At 68.6% G+C, this 18,791-nt stretch carries 14 protein-coding genes; 3 read left to right on the top strand and 11 right to left on the bottom strand.

Annotation, left to right across the window (positions count from 1 at the left end; all coding sequences use genetic code 11):
• Positions 1-541 precede the first annotated feature (541 nt).
• Together ABZ470_RS03305 and ABZ470_RS03310 are read left to right on the top strand one after the other, a co-directional pair.
• Complete coding sequence (locus ABZ470_RS03305) at positions 542-1,618, top strand: AI-2E family transporter (protein WP_362909661.1); 1,077 nt, start codon at positions 542-544, stop codon at positions 1,616-1,618.
• Between the two features lie 9 nt (positions 1,619-1,627).
• The gene (locus ABZ470_RS03310; protein WP_362909663.1) at positions 1,628-2,290 is read left to right on the top strand and encodes a helix-turn-helix transcriptional regulator; all 663 of its coding nucleotides are present in this window, start codon (positions 1,628-1,630) and stop codon (positions 2,288-2,290) included.
• Here ABZ470_RS03310 and ABZ470_RS03315 read toward each other — a convergent pair.
• Both ABZ470_RS03315 and ABZ470_RS03320 read right to left on the bottom strand, forming a co-directional pair.
• On the bottom strand, positions 2,280-3,047 hold the full coding sequence (locus ABZ470_RS03315) for an arylamine N-acetyltransferase (RefSeq protein ID WP_362909665.1): 768 nt from the start codon (positions 3,045-3,047) through the stop codon (positions 2,280-2,282). The two genes, ABZ470_RS03310 and ABZ470_RS03315, sit on opposite strands and share 11 nt — an antisense overlap.
• 15 nt (positions 3,048-3,062) lie before the next feature.
• Positions 3,063-4,406 carry a hypothetical protein gene (locus ABZ470_RS03320; RefSeq protein WP_362909667.1) on the bottom strand — a complete coding sequence of 448 codons (1,344 nt, stop codon included), beginning with the start codon at positions 4,404-4,406 and terminating at the stop codon, positions 3,063-3,065.
• A gap of 148 nt (positions 4,407-4,554) precedes the next feature.
• On the opposite strand from ABZ470_RS03320, the gene ABZ470_RS03325 reads away from it, so the two are divergent.
• Positions 4,555-4,803 (top strand): DUF1049 domain-containing protein, encoded by a 249-nt coding sequence (locus tag ABZ470_RS03325; RefSeq protein WP_362909669.1) that lies wholly within the window; start codon positions 4,555-4,557, stop codon positions 4,801-4,803.
• On the opposite strand, the gene ABZ470_RS03330 is transcribed toward ABZ470_RS03325, so the two are convergent.
• The 9 genes from ABZ470_RS03330 to ABZ470_RS03370 form a co-directional block, all read right to left on the bottom strand.
• On the bottom strand, positions 4,760-5,959 hold the full coding sequence (locus ABZ470_RS03330) for an MFS transporter (protein ID WP_362909671.1): 1,200 nt from the start codon (positions 5,957-5,959) through the stop codon (positions 4,760-4,762). The genes ABZ470_RS03325 and ABZ470_RS03330 overlap by 44 nt on opposite strands.
• 129 nt (positions 5,960-6,088) lie before the next feature.
• Positions 6,089-7,234: a glycoside hydrolase family 19 protein gene (locus tag ABZ470_RS03335; protein WP_362909673.1), complete on the bottom strand. Its 1,146-nt coding sequence runs from the start codon at positions 7,232-7,234 to the stop codon at positions 6,089-6,091.
• Positions 7,235-7,546: 312 nt separating this feature from the next.
• Positions 7,547-9,829, bottom strand: coding sequence for a glycosyl hydrolase family 18 protein (locus ABZ470_RS03340; protein WP_362909675.1), 2,283 nt, complete (start codon positions 9,827-9,829; stop codon positions 7,547-7,549).
• Positions 9,826-11,781 carry a fibronectin type III domain-containing protein gene (locus tag ABZ470_RS03345; RefSeq protein WP_362909677.1) on the bottom strand — a complete coding sequence of 652 codons (1,956 nt, stop codon included), beginning with the start codon at positions 11,779-11,781 and terminating at the stop codon, positions 9,826-9,828. The genes ABZ470_RS03340 and ABZ470_RS03345 overlap by 4 nt, the downstream gene beginning before the upstream one ends.
• Positions 11,778-13,175 carry a cellulose binding domain-containing protein gene (locus tag ABZ470_RS03350; protein ID WP_352009479.1) on the bottom strand — a complete coding sequence of 466 codons (1,398 nt, stop codon included), beginning with the start codon at positions 13,173-13,175 and terminating at the stop codon, positions 11,778-11,780. The genes ABZ470_RS03345 and ABZ470_RS03350 overlap by 4 nt, the downstream gene beginning before the upstream one ends.
• Before the next feature lie 99 nt (positions 13,176-13,274).
• Positions 13,275-15,089, bottom strand: a complete 1,815-nt coding sequence (locus ABZ470_RS03355; protein ID WP_362909679.1) for a cellulose binding domain-containing protein — start codon at positions 15,087-15,089, stop codon at positions 13,275-13,277.
• Positions 15,090-15,227: 138 nt separating this feature from the next.
• A complete protein-coding gene (locus ABZ470_RS03360) occupies positions 15,228-17,072 on the bottom strand; it encodes a cellulose binding domain-containing protein (protein ID WP_362909681.1) in 1,845 nt (614 codons plus the stop codon).
• A 153-nt stretch (positions 17,073-17,225) separates the two neighbouring features.
• Entirely contained in the window at positions 17,226-17,711 is a 486-nt protein-coding gene (locus ABZ470_RS03365) for a hypothetical protein (RefSeq protein ID WP_352009482.1), read from the bottom strand.
• A gap of 287 nt (positions 17,712-17,998) precedes the next feature.
• Complete coding sequence (locus ABZ470_RS03370; protein WP_352009483.1) at positions 17,999-18,676, bottom strand: nitroreductase family protein; 678 nt, start codon at positions 18,674-18,676, stop codon at positions 17,999-18,001.
• Positions 18,677-18,791: the final 115 nt, after the last annotated feature.

The following is an 18,791-nucleotide window of genomic DNA, read 5'->3' on the forward strand; positions in this document are numbered from 1 at the left end:
ATGTCGCCATGTCGTGCGTTAGGACGGGTTTGTGCTTCATGCACTGGCTTTTAGCACACTGTTGAGTTCTCAAGAAACGGACGCGTTCACCGTCCCCCCGAACCGTTTTACCGGCCGGAATTCCGGGGCGTTTCGTTTCGTTCATTTCGTTGTGTCTTTATTCTTTCAGACCCGCTTTTTCGTGTCAAACCGATCCGACCGGATCGCATTTTCTTCGATAAAGCCTGTCCGAGGAATTTCAGACCGCCCCGTCTCCGGAGCAACCCTTCCAACTTACTCCAACATCCGGGCCTTGTCGAACCGGCACCCTGCGCGACGCATGCGTCATGCAGGGAAAGTGGATCAGTGGAAGGGGTCCCGAGGCCTTGGCGATCTTCGCCGACCCCCTCGGGCCTGTGAACTCTATGTAAGGCCTCCGTCGCCGTCAAATCGACGATCACCCTGCGATCGAAGAGGTGATCGGAACGGTGATCAAAACAGGGAACGCATCAAAGACCACCCCACAAGGCCGCTTCTCTTCCCATATGGGTAGAGATCCAATATGACGGAGCAAAGACGGATTCCCCGGGCTCTCGTCGTGCTGCTCTGCGCGGCGGGCGCGGTGGTCACACTTGCCGGAGTACGGGAAGCCGGGTCGATCATCGGGCCCGTTCTGCTCGCACTGGTGCTCGTTCTGGCGGTCGCCCCTGTCAGGGCAAGACTGGAAAGGCGGGGCGCGCCCGGCTGGACGCTCGTCGCGGCTCCCCTGGCTCTCGTACTGCTCCTGCTGTTGAGCATGGTCGCGGTCCTCGCTCTCTCCGCCGCGCAGCTGACGACCCTCGCCTCCACCTACGGGCAGCAGTTCGACCAGTTCGTCGTCCAGGTACAGCAGCTCGCGGCGCGACTGGGCATCGGCAACCAGCAGGTGAACCAAGTGATCAGAACCCTCGACCCGGGAAAGGTCTTCGGGATCATCAGCGGCTTCGCCTCCGGACTGCTGGGGGTCTTCTCCAGCCTGGTGATCATCGTCATCGTGGTGCTGGCGATGTGCCTGGACGCCCGGGCCATCTCCTCCGTCCTGTCGTCCCGCCTGGCTCGGGAACACTCCGAGCTCGTCACGGCGCTCGGCCACTTCGCGCACAACACCCGCCGTTATCTGGTCGTCTCCACGGTCTTCGGGCTTGTCTGCTCGGTGTTGGACGTCATCGCGCTGTGGGTGCTCGATGTCCCGCTTCCGATTCTGTGGGGTGTGCTGGCGCTGTTCACCAACTACGTCCCCAACGTCGGCTTCGTCATCGGCCTGATCCCGCCGGCGCTCCTCGGCCTGCTGCAGGGCGGTCCCAAGACCATGGTCCTGGTGATCGTCTGCTACATCGCGATCAACTTTGTGGTCCAGTCACTCGTCCAGCCCAAATTCCTCGGGGACGCGGTCGGCCTGTCCACGACGGTGACCATGATGTCCCTGCTGCTGTGGGCGTTCGTGCTGGGCCCGCTCGGAGCGTTGCTCGCCATTCCGCTGAGCCTGCTGGCCCGCGCCCTGCTGGTGGACAGCGACCCCGAGGGGCGGTGGGTCGCGGCGCTCATCTCGGGGAAAGTCGTCGAGGACGGCCGGGACCGAAAACCCGCGAGGCCGTCCTAGCCTGGAGGCATGTACCGCGAGTGGGCCCCGGATCCGGCGATCGCCGGGCGGGTGACCTGTGTCTGGACGAGCCTCGCCGTCTCGGCGGCCACGCAGCTTGTGGTTCCCGACGGCTGTGTCGACCTGATCTGGGGGCCGGACGGCCCGCACGTCGCCGGGCCGGACACCGGGCCGATGCCGGTGCGGATGCGCCGGGGTGACCGTTACACGGGGGTCCGTTTCCGGCCTGGCGCGGTGGGCGAGGTGTTCGGCGTTCCGGTCGAGGCGCTGCGTGACGCCAGGGTGCCGCTCGACGAGCTGGGGGTGTTGCCGGGCCTGACGCCCCGCACCATGCAGGAGACGCTGGCCGTACGGTTGCGCGAGGTTCCTGAGCCTGATCCGGCGGCGCCGGCCATCGCCGAGGCGCTGCGGACGGGCAGGACCGTCGCCCAGGCGGCTTGGGAGCTCGGTCTCGGGGAGCGGCAGCTGCATCGGCGGTCGCTGCGCGCCTTCGGGTACGGGCCGAAGACGCTGCAGCGGGTGGTGCGTTTCCAGCGGGCGTTGCGGCTGGCCAGGCGCGGGACGGCGCTGGCCGAGGTCGCGCTGGCCAGTGGGTACGCCGACCAGTCCCACATGGCCAACGAGGTCAGGCGGCTGGCCGGGGTGTCCCTGGGCGGGCTGCTCAGCCGGTGACCCGCTCTCCGGGCGGTGGGGGCGGAGCGTCCAGCCTGATACCGAAATGGTCGCGGTAGGCGGCCAGGATCTCGGCGTCGGTGGTCAGGGTGGTCTCCTCGCGCTCGTCCCCCACGGTGCGGACGAGCTGCCTGTCGTTGAGCGTGAGACGCCCGTCCTCGGTGAGGAGGGAGCACACGAGCGAACGGGTGAAGTGGGACTTGGGTGAGGTCTGCTGCCACCAGCAGGTCGCCTCGTAGTCGGCCAGGACGCGTGGCCGCCGTTCCAGGCGATATTGGGGCACGCCGTTCTGCAACACGTCGATGTCCCCCTCCTCTGCCTCGACCAGCCGGAAGACCCCGCCCTGGTCAGCCTGGTCGGTGCGCAGGTCGAGCCGGAGGGGACGGTTGACGAACCTGCCGAACCCGACGTCGACGAGCCACGGCTCCGGGGTGTCGACGCGTAGCGCCATGTGGTCGAAGGGCGGGCCGAGCGAACCTCCGGAGAAGACCCTGGCCGCCAGCATGGTCACCCGGTAGCCCAGCGAGCGGAGCAGTACGGCGAAGGCACCGTTGAGCTCGTAGCAGAAGCCGCCCCTGCGGCGGCCGACGATCTTGTCGATCAGGGCCTGTTCGCTGAGCGTGACGGGTTCGCCGAGGTGGATGCTCAGGTTCTCGAACGGCACCGTCCGCAGGTGGCGCAGGTGCAGTTCGCCGAGAGCCTCGGCGTCCGGGCGCGGAGGGCGGGCGGCGCCGATCCGCGCCAGGTATTCGTCCATGGGGGTGTTTCCCGTTCAGGCTGCGGCCGGGGCCGTGGGAGACAGGGGATCCGAGGCCTTGGAGACGCGGCGCGCCCAGGGCATGGCCATGACCAGGATCGGCAGCAGGACGATGGAGGCGCGGGACCAGATCGAGTGCATGGCCCACCAGGTGTCGGTGTCGAACTGGGTCAGGTAGAGGTAGCCGCAGCCCGCCCAGAGGGACACGCCGATGATGGCCGGCCAGGCGAAGCGGGTCGGGCGGGCGACCAGGAACGGCATGAACCACAGCAGGTACTGCGCGCCGAGTCTGGGCGTGGTGACCATGAAGGCGAGCAGCAGGGCGATGGTGAGGTCGATCGGGTCGGCCCGGCGCCAGAGGAAGGCCACGACCAGCATGGTGAGGTAGATCAGCCGGGTGCCGAAGGTCGCGATCCCGGAGTGGAGGGTCCAGTCGCCACCGACGAGGATGGCGCTGTAACCCCACTCACCGACGATCGGCCTGACGTCTCCCATGACGCGGATGACCTCGGGAAGCTGATCCAGCGAGGTTCCGGCGAAGACGGGCAGGGTGGCCAGGAAGAAGATCGGTGGTACGGCCGTCGCCACGAACGCGGCCAGCCGGGAACGGAAGGTCGGCAGCAGCAGGAGCATCCCTGGGATCAGCCAGATCGGCCAGCTCTTCGCGCACAGGGCCAGTCCCATCAGCAGGCCGGCGATGATCGCCCTGCGCATGACGGCCGAGTCGCCGTCGCGGGGGGCGAGCGCCGTACGCACCGAACCACCGGGGGCGAGCGCGCCGCCCGGCGCGGTGAGGCTCCGTACGGCTCCGCCCAGCCCGAGGGCGGCGACGCGTTCGCGCGCCAGGGCGAACACGTCGATCCTGAGGCCGGGGCGCTCGGGGTCGCCGGGGCCGCGGGCGACCACGAAGGCGGCGACGCCGAAGAGCAGGGCGACGGGTTCGACCTGTCCGTGGATCGAGGCGACGAGGATGGCCAGCGGGTTGCAGGCGTACTGGAAGGCGCGCAGGGAGGCCTTGCCGCCGCCCGCGAGCTTGCCGACGAGCGGGATCAGCGCGATGTCGGCGACCACGGTGACGAGCCTGCCGCCGATCTCCCACGGGATGCCCAGCCACAGCAGCAGGCCGTACACGTAGGGGATGGTGGGCAGGAAGTGCCAGCCGCCCTCACTGCCGATCACGGGGTCCTGACGTCTGAGGATCGCCTCGCCCGCGGGCTTGAAGCTCTCCATGAAGTCGACCGGCTGCCATCTGCTCATCGCGGCCAGGACCATGATGAGCACCCGGAACACGATGCCCACGACGAGCACGAGGATGGGAGACGGGCGCCAATCTCGCCACTGGGCGACCAGAGCCAGCACGACACCTGTGACGAGGACAAACCCCGTGAGAATTGCGTAGTCCATGACGGTAACAGCCTGCCGGAACCGGTCGCCTCACGCCCACTCGGTCTCGAAAACGAGACCTGTCTCTCAGCTTACATCACTCAAAGCTCTACAATCGTTACAAATGGTAGCCCCTGGGGGTGAGTCCTGGTCGTTCGGCAAGCGGATCGCCGAACCGCCCAGGAGGGTGTGGGTGGCGCCGGCCCTGCTGGTGCTCGGGGTGGGCTTCGTCGCGCAGAACCGGGTGCCCGTCAGGATCCGCTGGATGGTCTTCGGCGTGACCTGGCCGCTGTGGCCGGCCCTGCTCGTGATGCCGGTCGTCGGCGTGCTCATCGGGGTGCCGGCCCGTCGCCGGCCGGCGCGGCGGAGGTGAAGGCCTTCCTGGTGTAGAGCAGCGCGCCCAGCGCCGTCAGGGCGAGCAGGAGATAGCCGATCGTGTAGGCGTGGGCCACGGAGTAGACCACTCCCATGACCAGTGGCGGGAAGTAGCCGCCGAGACCACCCGCCGCGCCGACCAGGCCGGTGACCGTTCCCACCCTGGACGGCTCGACGAGTTTGGCGACCAGGGCGAAGACGCCACCCGTGCCGAGGCCGAGGAACAGGGCCGTCAGCACGAAGCACAGTCCGGCGGGGATCTCGGCGGGCGGTTCGAAGGCCAGCACGACCGCCATGATCGCGGTCCCGGCGAACGAGACCAGCAGCACCCTGGTCGCGCCGATCCGGTCGGACAGCGCGCCGCCGACCGGCCTGGCGAGGACCGCGGCCATCGAGAACCCCGCGTCGCGCAGGCCCGCTCCGGTCTGGGTGAAGCCGTAGACGACCTGCAGCAGGGTGGGCAGGTAGGTCGAGAAGGCCACGAAACCGCCGAAGCAGACGGCGTAGAGGAACGCGCACTGCCAGGTCGCCTTGATCTTGACGGCCTCGCGCATCCGGGGCAGCGCGGGCGCCGTCGCAGGTCGCCATTCGGGTGAGTCCCGGCTGACCAGCAGCATCACGACGCCCATCACGGCCAGCAGCACGGCCATCAGCACGTGGGTCTGGGCCCTGCCGAGCCACTCGACCAGGCGGGGCGTCAGGAACGCCGAGACGGCGGTGCCGCCCATGCCCATGCCGAAGACCCCGGTGGCGAAGCCGCGCCGTTCCGGCCGGTACCAGGCGTTGACGAACGGGATGCCGACGGCGAAGGAGGTGCCGCCGAGGCCGAGCAGGAAGCCCCACAGCAGCAACCAGCCGTAGGAGTCGGACCAGCCGACCCCGAGCACCGGGACGATGGTCACGAAGCACACGACGGCGAACATGAGCCGCCCGCCGAGCTTGTCGGTGAGCACGCCGACCGGGATGCGGCCGAGCGAGCCGACCAGCACCGGGATCGCGACCAGCAGGGAGGTCTGGGGCGGCGACAGGCCGAGCTGCCTGGTGTAGCTCCCGGCGAGGGGCCCTATCAGGTTCCACGCCCAGAAGGTGATGGCGAAAGCGGTCGTTGCGAGCACCAGGTTGACGACCTGGCCCCGGCGAAGTTCGTTCGGCATGCGCACCCCCGACATCACAAATGGTAACCATTTGTGATGGATCACTCACAAGGGGTACGACCCGCGAAAGGAAAGATGGACGGATTCCGGCCTGCGACCTTGGCCGGAATCCGTCCGCCGGGCGGAAACTCAGCAGCTAAGGTTGCCGCCCGGAGTCACACCGAGGATCTGAGTGAACCTCTGGTAGCTGTTGATCCTGCTCTGCACCTGGGAGGGGTTGCCTCCGTTGCACTCCAGGGCGCCGTTGATACTGCGGATCGTCTCACCGAATCCGGCGCCGTTGACCATGGCGTTGTGCGGGGTCATCGTGCCGGGGCCGTTCTGGGTCATCCAGTACCAGATGCCGGTCTTCCAGGCCACGGCCGGGTCGTTCTGCACCAGGTTGGGGTTGCGCAGCAGGTCGATGCCCAGGGCGTCGCCGGCGGCCTTGTAGTTGAAGTTCCAGCTCAGCTGGATCGGGCCCCGGCCGTAGTAGGCGGCCTGGCCGGCGGGGCAGCCGTACGGCTGGCTGGCGTCGCAGTAGTGCGGGTAGTTCGAGGTGTTCTGCTCGACGACGTAGACCAGGCCGCCGGTCTCGTGGCTGACGTTGGCCAGGAACGCCGCCGCCTCCTGCTTCCTGACCGTGTCACTGCCGGTGCCCGCGAACGCCGGGTAGGCGCTCAGCGCGTTGACCAGGCCGTTGTAGGTGTAGAAGGGGTTGCGGCTCGGGAACATCTGGTTGAACTGCGCCTCGCTGACCACGAAGCCGCCCGGGTTCGGCGTCGTCGACGTCGGGGTGGGCGTGGGGGTCGGCGTGCCGGAGGGGCGGCAGACGTACGGCGACCAGTACCACGTGCTGATCACGGGGTCGTAGCCCGGGTTGTCGTGGGTTGCCTGGTAGTAACGGCCGTTGGTGTACCTGACGATGTCGCCGGTGACGTAGTTCCTGCCCGCGACCCAGTCGGGGTGGTCACAGGTCGGGACGGTCGGGGTCGGCGTGGGGGTCGGCGTGCCGTTCCCGCACACCCCCTGGTCCGCCCACACGATGGCGACGCCCGGGGTCTCGTTCTGGGTCCACCACTTGGCCGACCAGTTGTGGCCGTTGTAGGAGGCGGTGTTACCGCCCGTGTAGACCTTCGAGGAGTTCCAGGGGTCCGCGCAGGCGGCGGCGACCGCGGTGGAGGTGGTTGCGGTCGTTGAGGCGGTCGTTGAGGCGGAGGCCGCCGGGAGGACGACCGCCAGGGCGCCTGTCACCGCGGCCGCGGCGATGGACGCCATGATGCGTAGTCTCGTCACTTGCTCACTCCTTGGGGCGAAGTCCTTGGGTGGAGTCCTGCGCGGACTCCTGGGGGAGTCCCTGGGGTGATGTCCTGGGGCGGAGACACGGGGACCGGCAAAGACAATCGGCGCCGGAGGTCCGTCTCCCCCGGCGCCGATGGGAACCTCGCCGCCGGGGGTCCGTCTCCCCCGGCGGCGATGAACACCTCGCCTCCGAGGGTCCGTCTCCCTCGGTGACGATGTACACCTCGCCGTCGGAGGTCCGTCTCCTCCTCCGGCGATGGAGACCTCACCGCCGGGGGTCCGTCTCCCCCGGCGGCGAGGGGCCTGTCAACTCAGGGCGTCAAGGTAGGCCCTGTGGTTGCGGGAGAACTCGAAGTTGTTGTACTTGTCCCAGTTGATCGACCAGGTCATCAGACCCCGCAGGCCACGGTAGACACCCTTCGGCTTGTAGGAGCCGCAGTTGGTGCCCTTGCTCAGGCAGTCGAAGGCCTTCTGGACCTCGGCCACCGAGGTGTAGCCGTTGCCCGCGTACTGCGCGGCGGGCAGGCCGATGGCGACCTGCTCGGGGCGCAGGGCGGGGAAGACGTTGTTCGGGTTGCCCGCGATCGGGAAGCCCGCCAGCAGCATGTCGGTCATCGCGACGTGGAAGTCGGCGTTGCCCATCGTGTGGTACTGGTTGTCAAGACCGGTGATCGGCCCGGAGTTGTAGTCCTGGACGTGCAGCAGGGTCAGGTCGTTACGCAGCGCGTGGATGACCGGCAGGTAGGACCCGGCCCGCGGGTCGGCGGAGCCGCTCGCGCCGGGACCGTAGAACTGGTAGCCGAGCTGGACGAAGAACGTCTCCGGGGCCATGGTCAGCACGAAGTTGGCGCCGTACTTGGCCTTGAGGGTCTTCAGCGCGGAGATCAGGTTGACGACGACCGGGGTGGTCGGGGACGCGAGGTTGGTGTCACCGGCGTTGAGGTAGAGCGAGTGGCCCTCGAAGTCGACGTCGAGGCCGTCGAGGCCGTACTTGTCGATGATGGCGCTGACCGACTCGACGAACTTGTCACGCGCGGCCGTCGTGGTGAGCTGGACCTGGCCGTTCTGGCCGCCGATCGAGATCAGCACCTTCTTGCCCTGGGCCTGCTTGGCCTTGATCGCCGCGATGAAGTCGGCGTCGGACTCCACGCTGGGGCACTCGGCGACCGGGCAGCGCACGAAGCGGATGTCACCGGAGGTCACCGAGGTCGGCTCGCCGAAGGAGAGGTTGATGAAGTTCCACTCCTTGGGCACGTCCGCCATCCGCACGTAGCCGGAGCCGTTGGCGAAGGAGGCGTGCAGGTAGCCGACCAGCACCTTGTTCCCGGGCGGCGGGCTGTCGCCGACCGTGACCGAGACCTCGGCGGACTTGCTCGACTCACCGACGGGGTTGAAGGCGCTGACCCGGTAGGCGTAGGTGCCGGCCGGGAGGGTCTCGCTGAAGCCCCGGGTCGTCGTCGTGCCGACCTTGGTGTTGCCCCGGTAGACGTTGTAGCCGGTCACGCTGCCCGTGCCGGGGTTCCAGCTCAGCGTCACGGTGGTGCCGTTGACCGTGGCGGCCAGACCGGTCGGGGTTCCGGGCGGCGGCGGGGTGTCGTTGCCGACCGTGACCGAGACCGTGGCGGACCTGGCCGACTCACCGACCGCGTTGACCGCGCTCACCTGGTAGTCGTGGTTGCCCGGCTGGGGGCTGTCCGCGTAGGTGGTCGTCGTGGCCGAGCCGACCTTGGCGCCGTCGCGGTAGACGTTGTAGCTCGTGGCGCCCTCTGAGGCGTTCCACTTCAGCGTGGCGGTGGTCACGCTGCCCGTGCCGGTCAGGCCGGTGGGGGTGGCGGGCACCTGCGGGGTGTCGTTGCCGACCACCAGCGTGACCGACGCCGACTTGGCCGACTCGCCCACGGCGTTGACCGCGGTCACCTGGTAGACGTGGGAGCCCGCCGGGGCGCCCAGGTCGGTGTAGGTGGTCGTCGTGGCCGAGCCGACCTTGTTGCCGTCACGGTAGACGTTGTAGCTGGTGGCCCCCTCGGAGGCGGACCACTTCAGCGTGGCGGTGCTGGGGGTGCTGCTACCGGTCACGTTCGTGGGAACGGCGGGCGCCCCGGCTCCGGGAGGGCCGTCCAGGACGATGTCGTCGGCCTGGTAGGCGCCCTGGCCGTACCAGCCGTTGACGTAGACCGTCACCGAGTTGGTCGAGGCGCCGGTGGTGAAGGTCCGGGTCAGCTGGGAGTAGGCCGACGGCGAGGACGTCCACGTGCTCTGGTCGGTCGTGCCGGTGCCGGTCACGCCGAGGAACACGTAGCCGCCGCGCACCCAGCCGGACAGGGTGTAGGAGGAGGACGGCTTGACGGGGACCGTCTGCTGGCAGCGCGCGGTGTCGGCGCCCTGCGGCGTGGCCTGCAGGGCCTTGGACCCGCCGTGCACCGGCGAGGAGACCGCCGTCGCGCCGGAGGAGGCCGTGCAGGTCCAGCCGGACAGGCCGTCCTCGAAGCCGGGGTTGTTCGCGATGTTGGCGGCGCTGGCGGGCGTCGCGGCGAGCATCGTGCCGCCGATCGCCAGTACGGCCGCCGTGGCGAGCTTCCTGAGGTTCATCCGGTGAATCCCTTGAAGATTGTGGTGAACTCCCACGGCGACTGTGAGATGCCGCTGCAGGTGGGCGATACCTGACCGTTGGGGCAGCCGCCGTTGTCACGGCCGGCCGACCAGAAGCCGATGTAGGCCACGTGGTTGCTGTTGGCCCAGTTGAGCAGCGAGCGCGCGTCCGCCTGGGTGGTGGTCGACCCGGTGTCGTTCTTGCCGATCATCGGGGTGAGACCGAGCATCTTCTTGAGCTGCGCGTCGGTCTTGGCGGGCCAGACGCCCTTCATCTGGTTGAGGGTCGCCTGGGCGGCGCTGATCAGCGCGGCGCCCCAGTTGCCGCTGTAGCCGAAGTCCATCAGCATCGGGTTGACGATGAGGTTGAGACCCTTGGCGGCGGCGTCCTGCAGGATCGACACGGAGAACGGGTCGAGGCCGTAGTCCGCGCCCTGGATGCGCAGCGTGTAGCTGATCACGGTGCCGCGCTCGGTCTGGAGCTGCTTCAGCGCGGTGTTGACCTTGTTGACGTCGATGGAGGCCTCGACGTCGACGTCGAGGTGGTTGGTGCCGACGGTGTCGAGCACCTTCTTGTAGGCGGTGAGCAGCGCGGCGGAGGTGCCGCAGGTGTGCTCAAGGTAGGGACCCTGGGCGCCACCGGTGGCCACGATGACCTGGCCGCCCTTCGCCTGGAGCGCCTTGACGTCGTTGATGATGCGCGGCTCGTCGATCGGGATGGTGCCGCCCCAGGCCGGGTTGCAACCGGTGCTGTCGCCGAGGGCGAAGGCCAGGGTGTAGTTCTTCACCCCGGTGGCGTTGGACGCGCTGACCAGGGAGGGCGTCGGCATCGTGATGTCGATGTAGGGCGCGTAGCGGATCTCACCGGTCGGAGGGAGGGTGTCGTCGCTGGTCTTGCCGCTGACCGAGGGACCGTACGCGGAGCAGTTGTTCGATCCGTCGCACGCCCTGACCCGGAAGCCGTAGGTGGTGTTGGCGGTCAGGCCGGTCGCGGTGTGGCTCAGGTTCGCCCCCGCGCTGACCGGGGCCCCGTTGTCCCTGGAGACCTCGTAGCGGTCGACCTTGCCCGAGTCGTCGGTCGAGGCCGACCACGCCAGGTTCAGCGAGTTGGCCGTGGGACCGCCCACGGTCAGGCCGGCCGGCACGCTCGGCGGGGTGGTGTCGGGGCCGCCGGTGGTGGTGCCGTTCACCACGGAGGTGTAGGCGGAGCAGTTGTCCGAGCCGTCACAGGCGCGGACCCGGAAGCCGTAGGTGGTGCTGGCGGTCAGGCCGGTCGCGGTGTGGCTCAGGTTCGCGCCGACGCTGACCGGCGTCCCGTTGTCCCGCGACACCTCGTAGCGGTCGACCTTGCCGGAGTTGTCGGTCGAGGCCGACCAGCTCAGGCTGAGCGTGCTGTTGGTGGCGCCGCCGACGGCCAGGTTGCCGGGGACGGTCGGCGGGACGGTGTCCGGGGGCGGGGTGTCGTCACCGGGAGGGCCGTCCAGGACGATGTCGTCGGCCTGGTAGGCGCCCTGGCCGTACCAGCTGTTGACGTAGATCGTCACGGACTTGGTGGACGCGCCGGTGGTGAAGGTCCGGGTCAGCTGGGAGTAGGCCGACGGCGAGGACGTCCACGTGCTCTGGTCGGTCGTGCCGGTGCCGGTCACGCCGAGGAACACGTAGCCGCCGCGCACCCAGCCCGACAGCGAGTAGGACGAGGACGGCTTGACGCTGACCGTCTGCTGGCAGCGCGCGGTGTCCGAGCCCTGCGGCGTGGCCTGCAGGGCCTTGGACCCGCCGTGCACCGGCGAGGAGACCGCTGTGGCCCCCGAGGTCCCCGAGCAGGTCCAGCCGGTCAGGCCGTTCTCGAAGCCGGGGTTGGTGGCGATGTTGGCGGCGTGGGCCGGCGTGGCGGCGAGCATCGTGCCCCCCACCGCCAGTGCGGCCACCGCGGCGAGCCTCCTGAGGTTCATCCGTTGTACCCGACGAAGATCTTGGCGAACTCGTAGGGCGTCTGGGGGATGTTGGTGCACTTGTACAGAGGGCCGTTGCAGGCGTTGCGGTCCCGCGTGCCCTCCCAGTACGAGAGCATCCCCAGGTGCTTGGACTTGGCGAAGGCGACGAGCTGGCGGGCGTCGGCCTGGTCGAAGACCCTGCCGTCGTCGTTCTTGCCGAGCATCGGGGTGACGCCGAGCATTCTCCACAGCTGGGCGTCGTTCTTGGCCGGGTAGAGGGTCTTGAGCTGGTTGAACGTGCTGTTGGCCGCCTGGATGGCCGCGTCACCGTAGTCGGCGTCACGGTAGTAGTCCATGGCCATGACGTTGACCAGGTCGAGGTTGACCCCGGCGTCCCTGGCCGACTTGACCACGTTGATGCCGCTCTCGACGAGACCCTCGGGCAGCACCGGCAGGGTCAGCGAGATCTTGAGGTTGGGGTAGGTCTGCTGGAGCTTGGCCAGCGCCTGCGACCTGCGGTTGACGGAGGCGGTGTCCTGGGTGGCCGCGCCCTCGATGTCCAGGTCGATGTACTTCAGGCCGTAGGTGTCGACGACCATCTTGTACTCGTTGTAGAGCGCGGTGACGTCGGTGCAGGCCTGGGCGAGCTCGACGCCGCTGGCGCCGCCGAAGGAGATCTTCACGTCACCGCCGGCCGCCCTGATGGCGTCGATCTGGTCCTTGGCCCACCCGGAGCGCGGGTCGAAGGCGCCGAACCAGGTGGCCTTGCAGGTCCCGGCGCCGATGAAGGCGAGGGTGTAGTTCTTGACCCCGGAGGCCGTCACCATGTCGGACAGGACCGGCGTCGGCCAGGCGCCCATGTCGACGTAGGGGGCCATCCACAGGTTCCCGCCGGGCTGGACCGTCGGAGTCACGGTGGGAGTCACCGTCGGGGTCACGGTGGGCGTGACCGTCGGGGTCACCGTGGGGGTCACGGTGGGCGTGACGGTCGGCGTCGGCGTGGGGGTGGAACCGCCGTCGCAGGGGTTGCCGTTGAGCGTGCAGCCGGTCGGCGAGCCGGTGCCGGTGGAGACCCAGCCGAAGGTGGCGGTCGCGCCGGGCGCGAGCGTGCCGTTGTAGTCGCGGTTCTTGAAGGTGTACTTGCTCCCGGACTGCGTCATGAGCGAGTCCCAGTAGGAGCCGACCCCGGTGCCCGAGGGCAGGTCCAGGACCACCGTCCAACCGTTGAGCGTGGTGGTACCGGTGTTCTTCACGGTGATCTGGCCGGTGTAACCGCCCGACCACTCCGATGCCTTGGTGAAGGTCGCGGTGTCCGCCTGGGCGGGCGCGTTGACAAGCAGTGTCGCTCCGCAGGCGAGCGCCGCGGCGACGGCGAGCGTCGACAGCCGCACTCGTGTTGATCGTTGGTTCATGACCTGCCTCATGGGACTTCTGGGGGGTGTGGGGGGTGTCATGGGGTGTCATGGGGGTACGGCCCGCGGCCCGGTGCACGGGGCCGCGGGCCGTACCGGCTAGAAGCCGGCGGTGATCTTGGTGAACTCCCAGTCGGCCTGCGCGACGCCGCTGCAGGTCTCCTGGACGCCGCCGCCGGGGCAGGGGCGGTCACGGTTGGTCGACCAGAAGGCCAGGCGGGTCAGACCCTTGGACTTGGCGTAGTCGGTGATCTGCTGCCAGGTCGCCGGGCTGGTCACCTCCTGCTGGTCGGACAGACCGTTCATGCCGGAGATGCCCATGTGGGCGTAGGCCTGCGCGTCGGTCCAGCCGTTGGCGGACTTCAGCGCGTTCTTCAGGCCCTCGGCCGCGTTGACCGTGCTCTGGTACATGTTCGCGCCGCCGTTGAAGTCGAACGGCATGATCGTGTAGTTGTCGATCGGCACGGCCAGCGCCTTGGCCTGGTTGATCAGGCGGATGCCGTGGCTGGTCGGGCCGGTGGTCGCGGTGCCGAAGGTCACGACGATCTTGACGTTCGGGTTGGCGGCCTTGACGATCTTGAGGCCGTTGAGGATGCGGTCCTGGACGGTGTAGTTCTCGAACTCGTCGGTGTTCTCGATGTCGAAGTCGACCACGGCCGGGCCGACCGCGTCGATGACCTTCTGCACGGCGCCGGCGAAGGCCTGCGGGGTCGAGCAGTTCGGGCCGAGCTTGTTACCGCTCCAGCCACCGAAGGAGATCTGGACGTTGCCGCCCGCGGCCTTGACCGCGTTGATCGCGGCCTGGTCGGCGCCACCGGTCAGCGGACGCTGCCCGTCCCAGGCCGGGTTGCACCCGTTCTGGGCCAGGATGAAGGCCATCGTGAAGGACTTGATGCCGGTGGCGTTCATGACGGTGGTGACGCTGGGCGGGTTGCCCCAGCCCATGTAGAGGTACGGCGCGCCGGGCATCTTGGCCGGGTTCGGGTTGGTGCAGCCCGTGGTGGTGCCGGTGACGGCGGCGCTGGCGGCCGACTCGCCCTGAGAGTTGTAGGCCTTGACCGTGTAGGTGTGCGGCTCACAGGTGCCCAGGTTGGAGACCGTCGCCGAGGTGCCGGTCACGGTCGCCTTCACCGTGGAACCCTCGTAAACGCGGTAGCCCGTCACCGTGCCCGAGGAGGCGCCCCACGACAGCGAGATGGAGGTGTCGGTGGTGCCGCTCACGGTCACGTTGGCCGGTGCGCCGGGGGTGCCGGTGGTGCAGCCGGTGGTGGTCGCGCTGACCGGGTCGGTCTTGGCACCCTCGCCCGCGCCGTTGTAGGCCGCGACGGTGTAGGTGTGCGCCTCACAGTCACCCAGACCGGAGATCGTCGCCGAGGTACCGGTCACGGTCGCCTTCACCGTGGAGCCCTCGTAGACGCGGTAACCGGTCACCGTGCCGGACGCCGTGCCCCACGACAGGGACACGCTCTTGGAGCCGCCGGTGGCCGTCACCGCGCCGGGCTTGCCCGGGGCGGTCTCGGTGCTGCCGCCGCCGCAGTCGGCGCCGTTGACCTTGCAGCCGGTCGGGGTCGCGTCACCGGGGGAGGCGATGAAGCCGAAGCTCACGCTGCTCCCGGCCGGGAGGCTGCCGTTCCAGCCGACGTTGCTGAGCGTGAAGTGGGTACCGCTCTTGGTCAGGCTGGCGTCCCAGGCGGAGCTGACGTTGCCGCCCGCGGGCAGGTCGAACTCGACCTTCCAGCTGCTCAGGGCGGCGCCGCTGTCGTTCTTGATCGTGTACTTGCCTTCGAAGGCCGAGCCCCAGCTTGAGGTCTTGGTGAAGGTCGCCGTCACCCCGGCCGCGTGGGCCGGGGAGGAGGCGAGCAGTACACCCGAGGCGGCGATGGCCGCCGCCACGAGAATACGAAGAGGACGCATGTTCCCTCCATGGGGAAGAGGTGCGAGAAGTGCGGTCTTACTTGGGGGGTGTCACTTCGTCGTGACCTAGGTAGGGCCCGCGCCCCGGGGGCGGAAGACGCGGGCCGTACCGGCTGTGTGCCCTGGGAGGTGCTTCCCCTAGGGAAGAGTGGCGAGGTGCGGCTTGACGGTCTTGGAGAAGTTCCAGTTGTTGCTGGCGTCCCAGTTGATCGACCAGGTCATCGCGCCCCTGATGCCGGGGTAGGCGTTCGGGGGAACGAAGGAGCCGCAGTTGGTCTTGGTGGCCAGGCAGGTCAGCGCCTGGTTCACCATGGAGGGCGCGACGATGCCGCCGCCCGCGGCGCCGGGGCCCGCGGGCAGGCCGAGCGCGACCTGGTCGGGGCGCAGACCGTTCTCAAGCTGGATGCAGGCCAGGGCGGTCATGAAGTTGACCGTGCCCTGCGAGTAGGCCGCCATCTTGTCGCAGCCGAGCATGGAGCCCGAGTTGTAGTACTGCGTGTGGACAACGGTGAGGATGTCCTTGATGTTCAGCGCGAGCTTGAAGTACTCGGCGCCCGGCGACTGCATGTCGATCGTCTGCGGCGCCATCGTGATGATCAGGTCGGAGCCGGCCTTGGCGCGCAGCGACCGCAGGGCCTGGCCCATGTAGGTGGCGTTGAGGCCGTTCTCCAGGTCGATGTCGACGCCGTCGAAGCCGTAGTTCTGCATCAGGGCGTAGACGCTGTCGGCGAACCTGGTCGCCGCGGCCGAGCTGGCGACCTGGACGCGGCCCTTCTCACCGCCGACCGAGAGGATGACCTTCTGGCCGCGCGAGTGCACGGTCTGCACGTCGGCCTTGAACTGGGCGTCGGTGTAGCCGCCAAGGGAGGCCGACAGGCCCGGGTCGATGCCGAAGACGACCTCGCCCGCGGTGGAGCTGGCCTCGCCGAAGGAGACGGCGATCAGGTCGTACTCCTTCGGCACCGAGGAGAGCTTCAGCTCGACCGCGGGGTTGTCGAAGTTGTGCCAGTAGCCGGTGAGGAAGTGCTTGGGCAGCGGGGTGGTGGTGCAGCCCGTGGTGCTGGTGCTGGCCGGGTCGCTCTTGGCGCCCTCACCGTTGTCGTTGTAGGCCGCGACGGTGTAGGTGTGCGCCTCACAGTCACCCAGACCGGAGATCGTCGCCGAGGTACCGGTCACGGTCGCCTTCAGCGTCGAACCCTCGTAAACCCGGTAACCGGTCACCGTACCGCTGGCCGCGCCCCACGACAGGGACACGCTCTTCGAGCCACCGGTCGCCGTCACCGCGCCCGGCTTGCCGGGGGCGCCGGTGGTGCAGCCGGTGGTGCTCGCGCTCGCCGGGTCGCTCTTGGCACCCTCGCCCGCGCCGTTGTAGGCCGCGACGGTGTAGGTGTGCGCCTCACAGTCACCCAGACCGGAGATCGTCGCCGAGGTACCGGTCACGGTCGCCTTCAGCGTCGAACCCTCGTAAACCCGGTAACCGGTCACCGTACCGCTGGCCGCGCCCCACGACAGGGACACGCTCTTCGAGCCACCGGTCGCCGTCACCGCGCCCGGCTTGCCCGGGGCGGTCTCGGTGCTGCCGCCACCGCAGTCGGCGCCGTTGAGCTTGCAGTTCAGCGGTACGGAGTTGGCGCCGCCCGGGGTGCCGAGGAAGCCGAAGCTCACGCTGCTGCCGCTGGGGACGCTGCCGTTCCAGCCGACGTTGCTGAAGGTGATGTGCTGGCCGTTCCTGGTCAGCGTGGCGTCCCAGAACGAGCCGACGCTGACACCGGCGGGCAGGTCGAACTCGACCTTCCAGCTGCTCATGGCGGTGCCGCTGTCGTTCTTGATCGTGTACTTGCCTTCGAAGCCCGACCCCCAGTCGCCGACCTTGACGAAGGTCGCGGTGGCCGAGGCGGCCTGTGCTGGGAGTGCGACCGCCGTCGCCGCCGCGGCGAGGGCCGCCGCGGCGACGAGCGATCCGGCTATGACGCGAAATCTCACGTTAACCTCATGCATTCGGTGGGGGGTGGCCGTACGGCTCGCGCTCCTTTTTGGGGGGTGCTCCTCTGCAGGCGGCGAGGAGGCGGAGCGCAAGCCGTACGGCGGGTAGGGCGCGGTCCCGGGGCCGCAGGAAGGCCGGGTCCACGCCATGGTTCAGCGCAGGCCGTCGCCCGGCACGCCGAACGAAGAGGCGCCGTCGCTGGTCGTCTCTTGGTTCGCCGTACCGGTCGCGTGCCCGATCTTCCGGTGTTCACCGGTGATGACCGGCTGTACGCCGACCCGCGGAGTCCGGCCGACGGTGTGTTCGGCCCGTGCGGACGCGCGCGGATCGCCCGGGGTGTTCCGCGTGGCCGCGTCGTTACGGCTCACGCTGGTCGAAACGCTGGTCGAAACGCTGGTCAAGGCGATGATGGAGCCGAGATGCCGCCCGTGACCGGTGGGCGGCGTGTTCTCGCGCCGGGTTTGCCGGTGCGCGGGAACCGCGATGGTGACATCCTTGGGCGTGTGCCCGCCCCGTGGCCCCGACCACCGGCCGCAAGGCCGGACGAGGGTGGCGGTGGTGGTGCCACCTGGCGCGAACGCCCCGTGCGGGGAGCTTGCAGCCTCAGTCAGGACGAGTAAGGGAAGGGTACGCCACATGATCGCTCCCTTGACAGGGGAACCTGGGGGGTGGAGTCGTCCGAACGGCCGGACCTTCACATGGTGATGACTGCCGTCTTGGCGTTCTCGCAGCTCGCGATCGATCAAGGCGGTGGGGGGCGCACCATCGTCGTCTCGTCTCCTCATTTCTTTTAGGAAAGTTTCCTAAGAGTTGTCGCGATCGTAGCCTTGACAGAGATTTGCCACAAGGCCCAAAAGCTCAAGGATTCAACGATCCAGCTAGGCACGTTCCAAAATCTGCCCTCCTTTCCGCCTCCGCGCGCCGGTCACTCCTCGCCGAGCACCTGTGACAGCGGTTTGCGGGTGAGATCGGGAACCTCCGCGTCGTGGGCCGCGTAACCGACCGGGAACAGAATGTAAGGGCGCTCGCTGCCGGGACGCCCGCAGATCTCGGTCAGGAACGCCATCGGGTTCGGGGTGTGGGTGAGCGTCGACAGACCCATCTCGTGCAGCGCGGCGATGAAGAACCCACACGCGATGCCGACGCTCTCGTTGACGTAGTAGTGCTTGACCCGGGTGCCGTCGGGGCGGACGCCGTACTTCTCCGCGAAGCAGACCACCAGCCACGGCACCGTCTCCAGGTAGCCCTTGTCCGAGGTGGTCTCCAGGTGGGCCAAGGCCTCGCGCCACTCGGCGGTCAGCCGGCCGCCCTCGTAGTTCTGCCGCTCCTCGATCTCGGCGGCCTCCCTGATCCGCTTCCTGGTCTCCGGGTCGCCGACGACGATGAACTTCCAGGGCTGCTGGTGCGCCCCTGACGGCGCGGTGTTGGCGGCCCTGATCGCCAGCTCGACGCACTCGCGGGGCACGGGCTCGTCACTGAAGAAGCGCACGCTCCTGCGCCGGTCCATGTGCTCGTAGAACCTGCGGCCCCGTTCCACCATCTCGGCCTCGGGGTACCGCGTGGGCCGGTAAGGAATGAAAGGGTGGGAATGCTCGCGTGCCATTTCTCCTCCATCTTTGCCGTATATGCCATATATGCAGGCGTAGTGTGATTGGCAGTCCCAGACTGGGCAACACACCCGCCGTTTCACTGCCAGATCGTCAGTGAAGGGCACGGCG

It is taken from the genome of Streptosporangium sp. NPDC020072 (assembly GCF_040631445.1).
In the GTDB taxonomy this organism is placed as follows: domain Bacteria; phylum Actinomycetota; class Actinomycetes; order Streptosporangiales; family Streptosporangiaceae; genus Streptosporangium.

Coding starts and splice junctions, on each gene's coding strand:
- ABZ470_RS03305 (WP_362909661.1), top strand. CDS start 542: ATGACGGAGCAAAGACGGATTCCCCGGGCTCTCGTCGTGCTGCTCTGC.
- ABZ470_RS03310 (WP_362909663.1), top strand. CDS start 1,628: ATGTACCGCGAGTGGGCCCCGGATCCGGCGATCGCCGGGCGGGTGACC.
- ABZ470_RS03315 (WP_362909665.1), bottom strand. CDS start 3,047: ATGGACGAATACCTGGCGCGGATCGGCGCCGCCCGCCCTCCGCGCCCG.
- ABZ470_RS03325 (WP_362909669.1), top strand. CDS start 4,555: ATGGTAGCCCCTGGGGGTGAGTCCTGGTCGTTCGGCAAGCGGATCGCC.
- ABZ470_RS03330 (WP_362909671.1), bottom strand. CDS start 5,959: ATGCCGAACGAACTTCGCCGGGGCCAGGTCGTCAACCTGGTGCTCGCA.
- ABZ470_RS03340 (WP_362909675.1), bottom strand. CDS start 9,829: ATGAACCTCAGGAAGCTCGCCACGGCGGCCGTACTGGCGATCGGCGGC.
- ABZ470_RS03345 (WP_362909677.1), bottom strand. CDS start 11,781: ATGAACCTCAGGAGGCTCGCCGCGGTGGCCGCACTGGCGGTGGGGGGC.
- ABZ470_RS03350 (WP_352009479.1), bottom strand. CDS start 13,175: ATGAACCAACGATCAACACGAGTGCGGCTGTCGACGCTCGCCGTCGCC.
- ABZ470_RS03355 (WP_362909679.1), bottom strand. CDS start 15,089: ATGCGTCCTCTTCGTATTCTCGTGGCGGCGGCCATCGCCGCCTCGGGT.
- ABZ470_RS03365 (WP_352009482.1), bottom strand. CDS start 17,711: ATGTGGCGTACCCTTCCCTTACTCGTCCTGACTGAGGCTGCAAGCTCC.
- ABZ470_RS03370 (WP_352009483.1), bottom strand. CDS start 18,676: ATGGCACGCGAGCATTCCCACCCTTTCATTCCTTACCGGCCCACGCGG.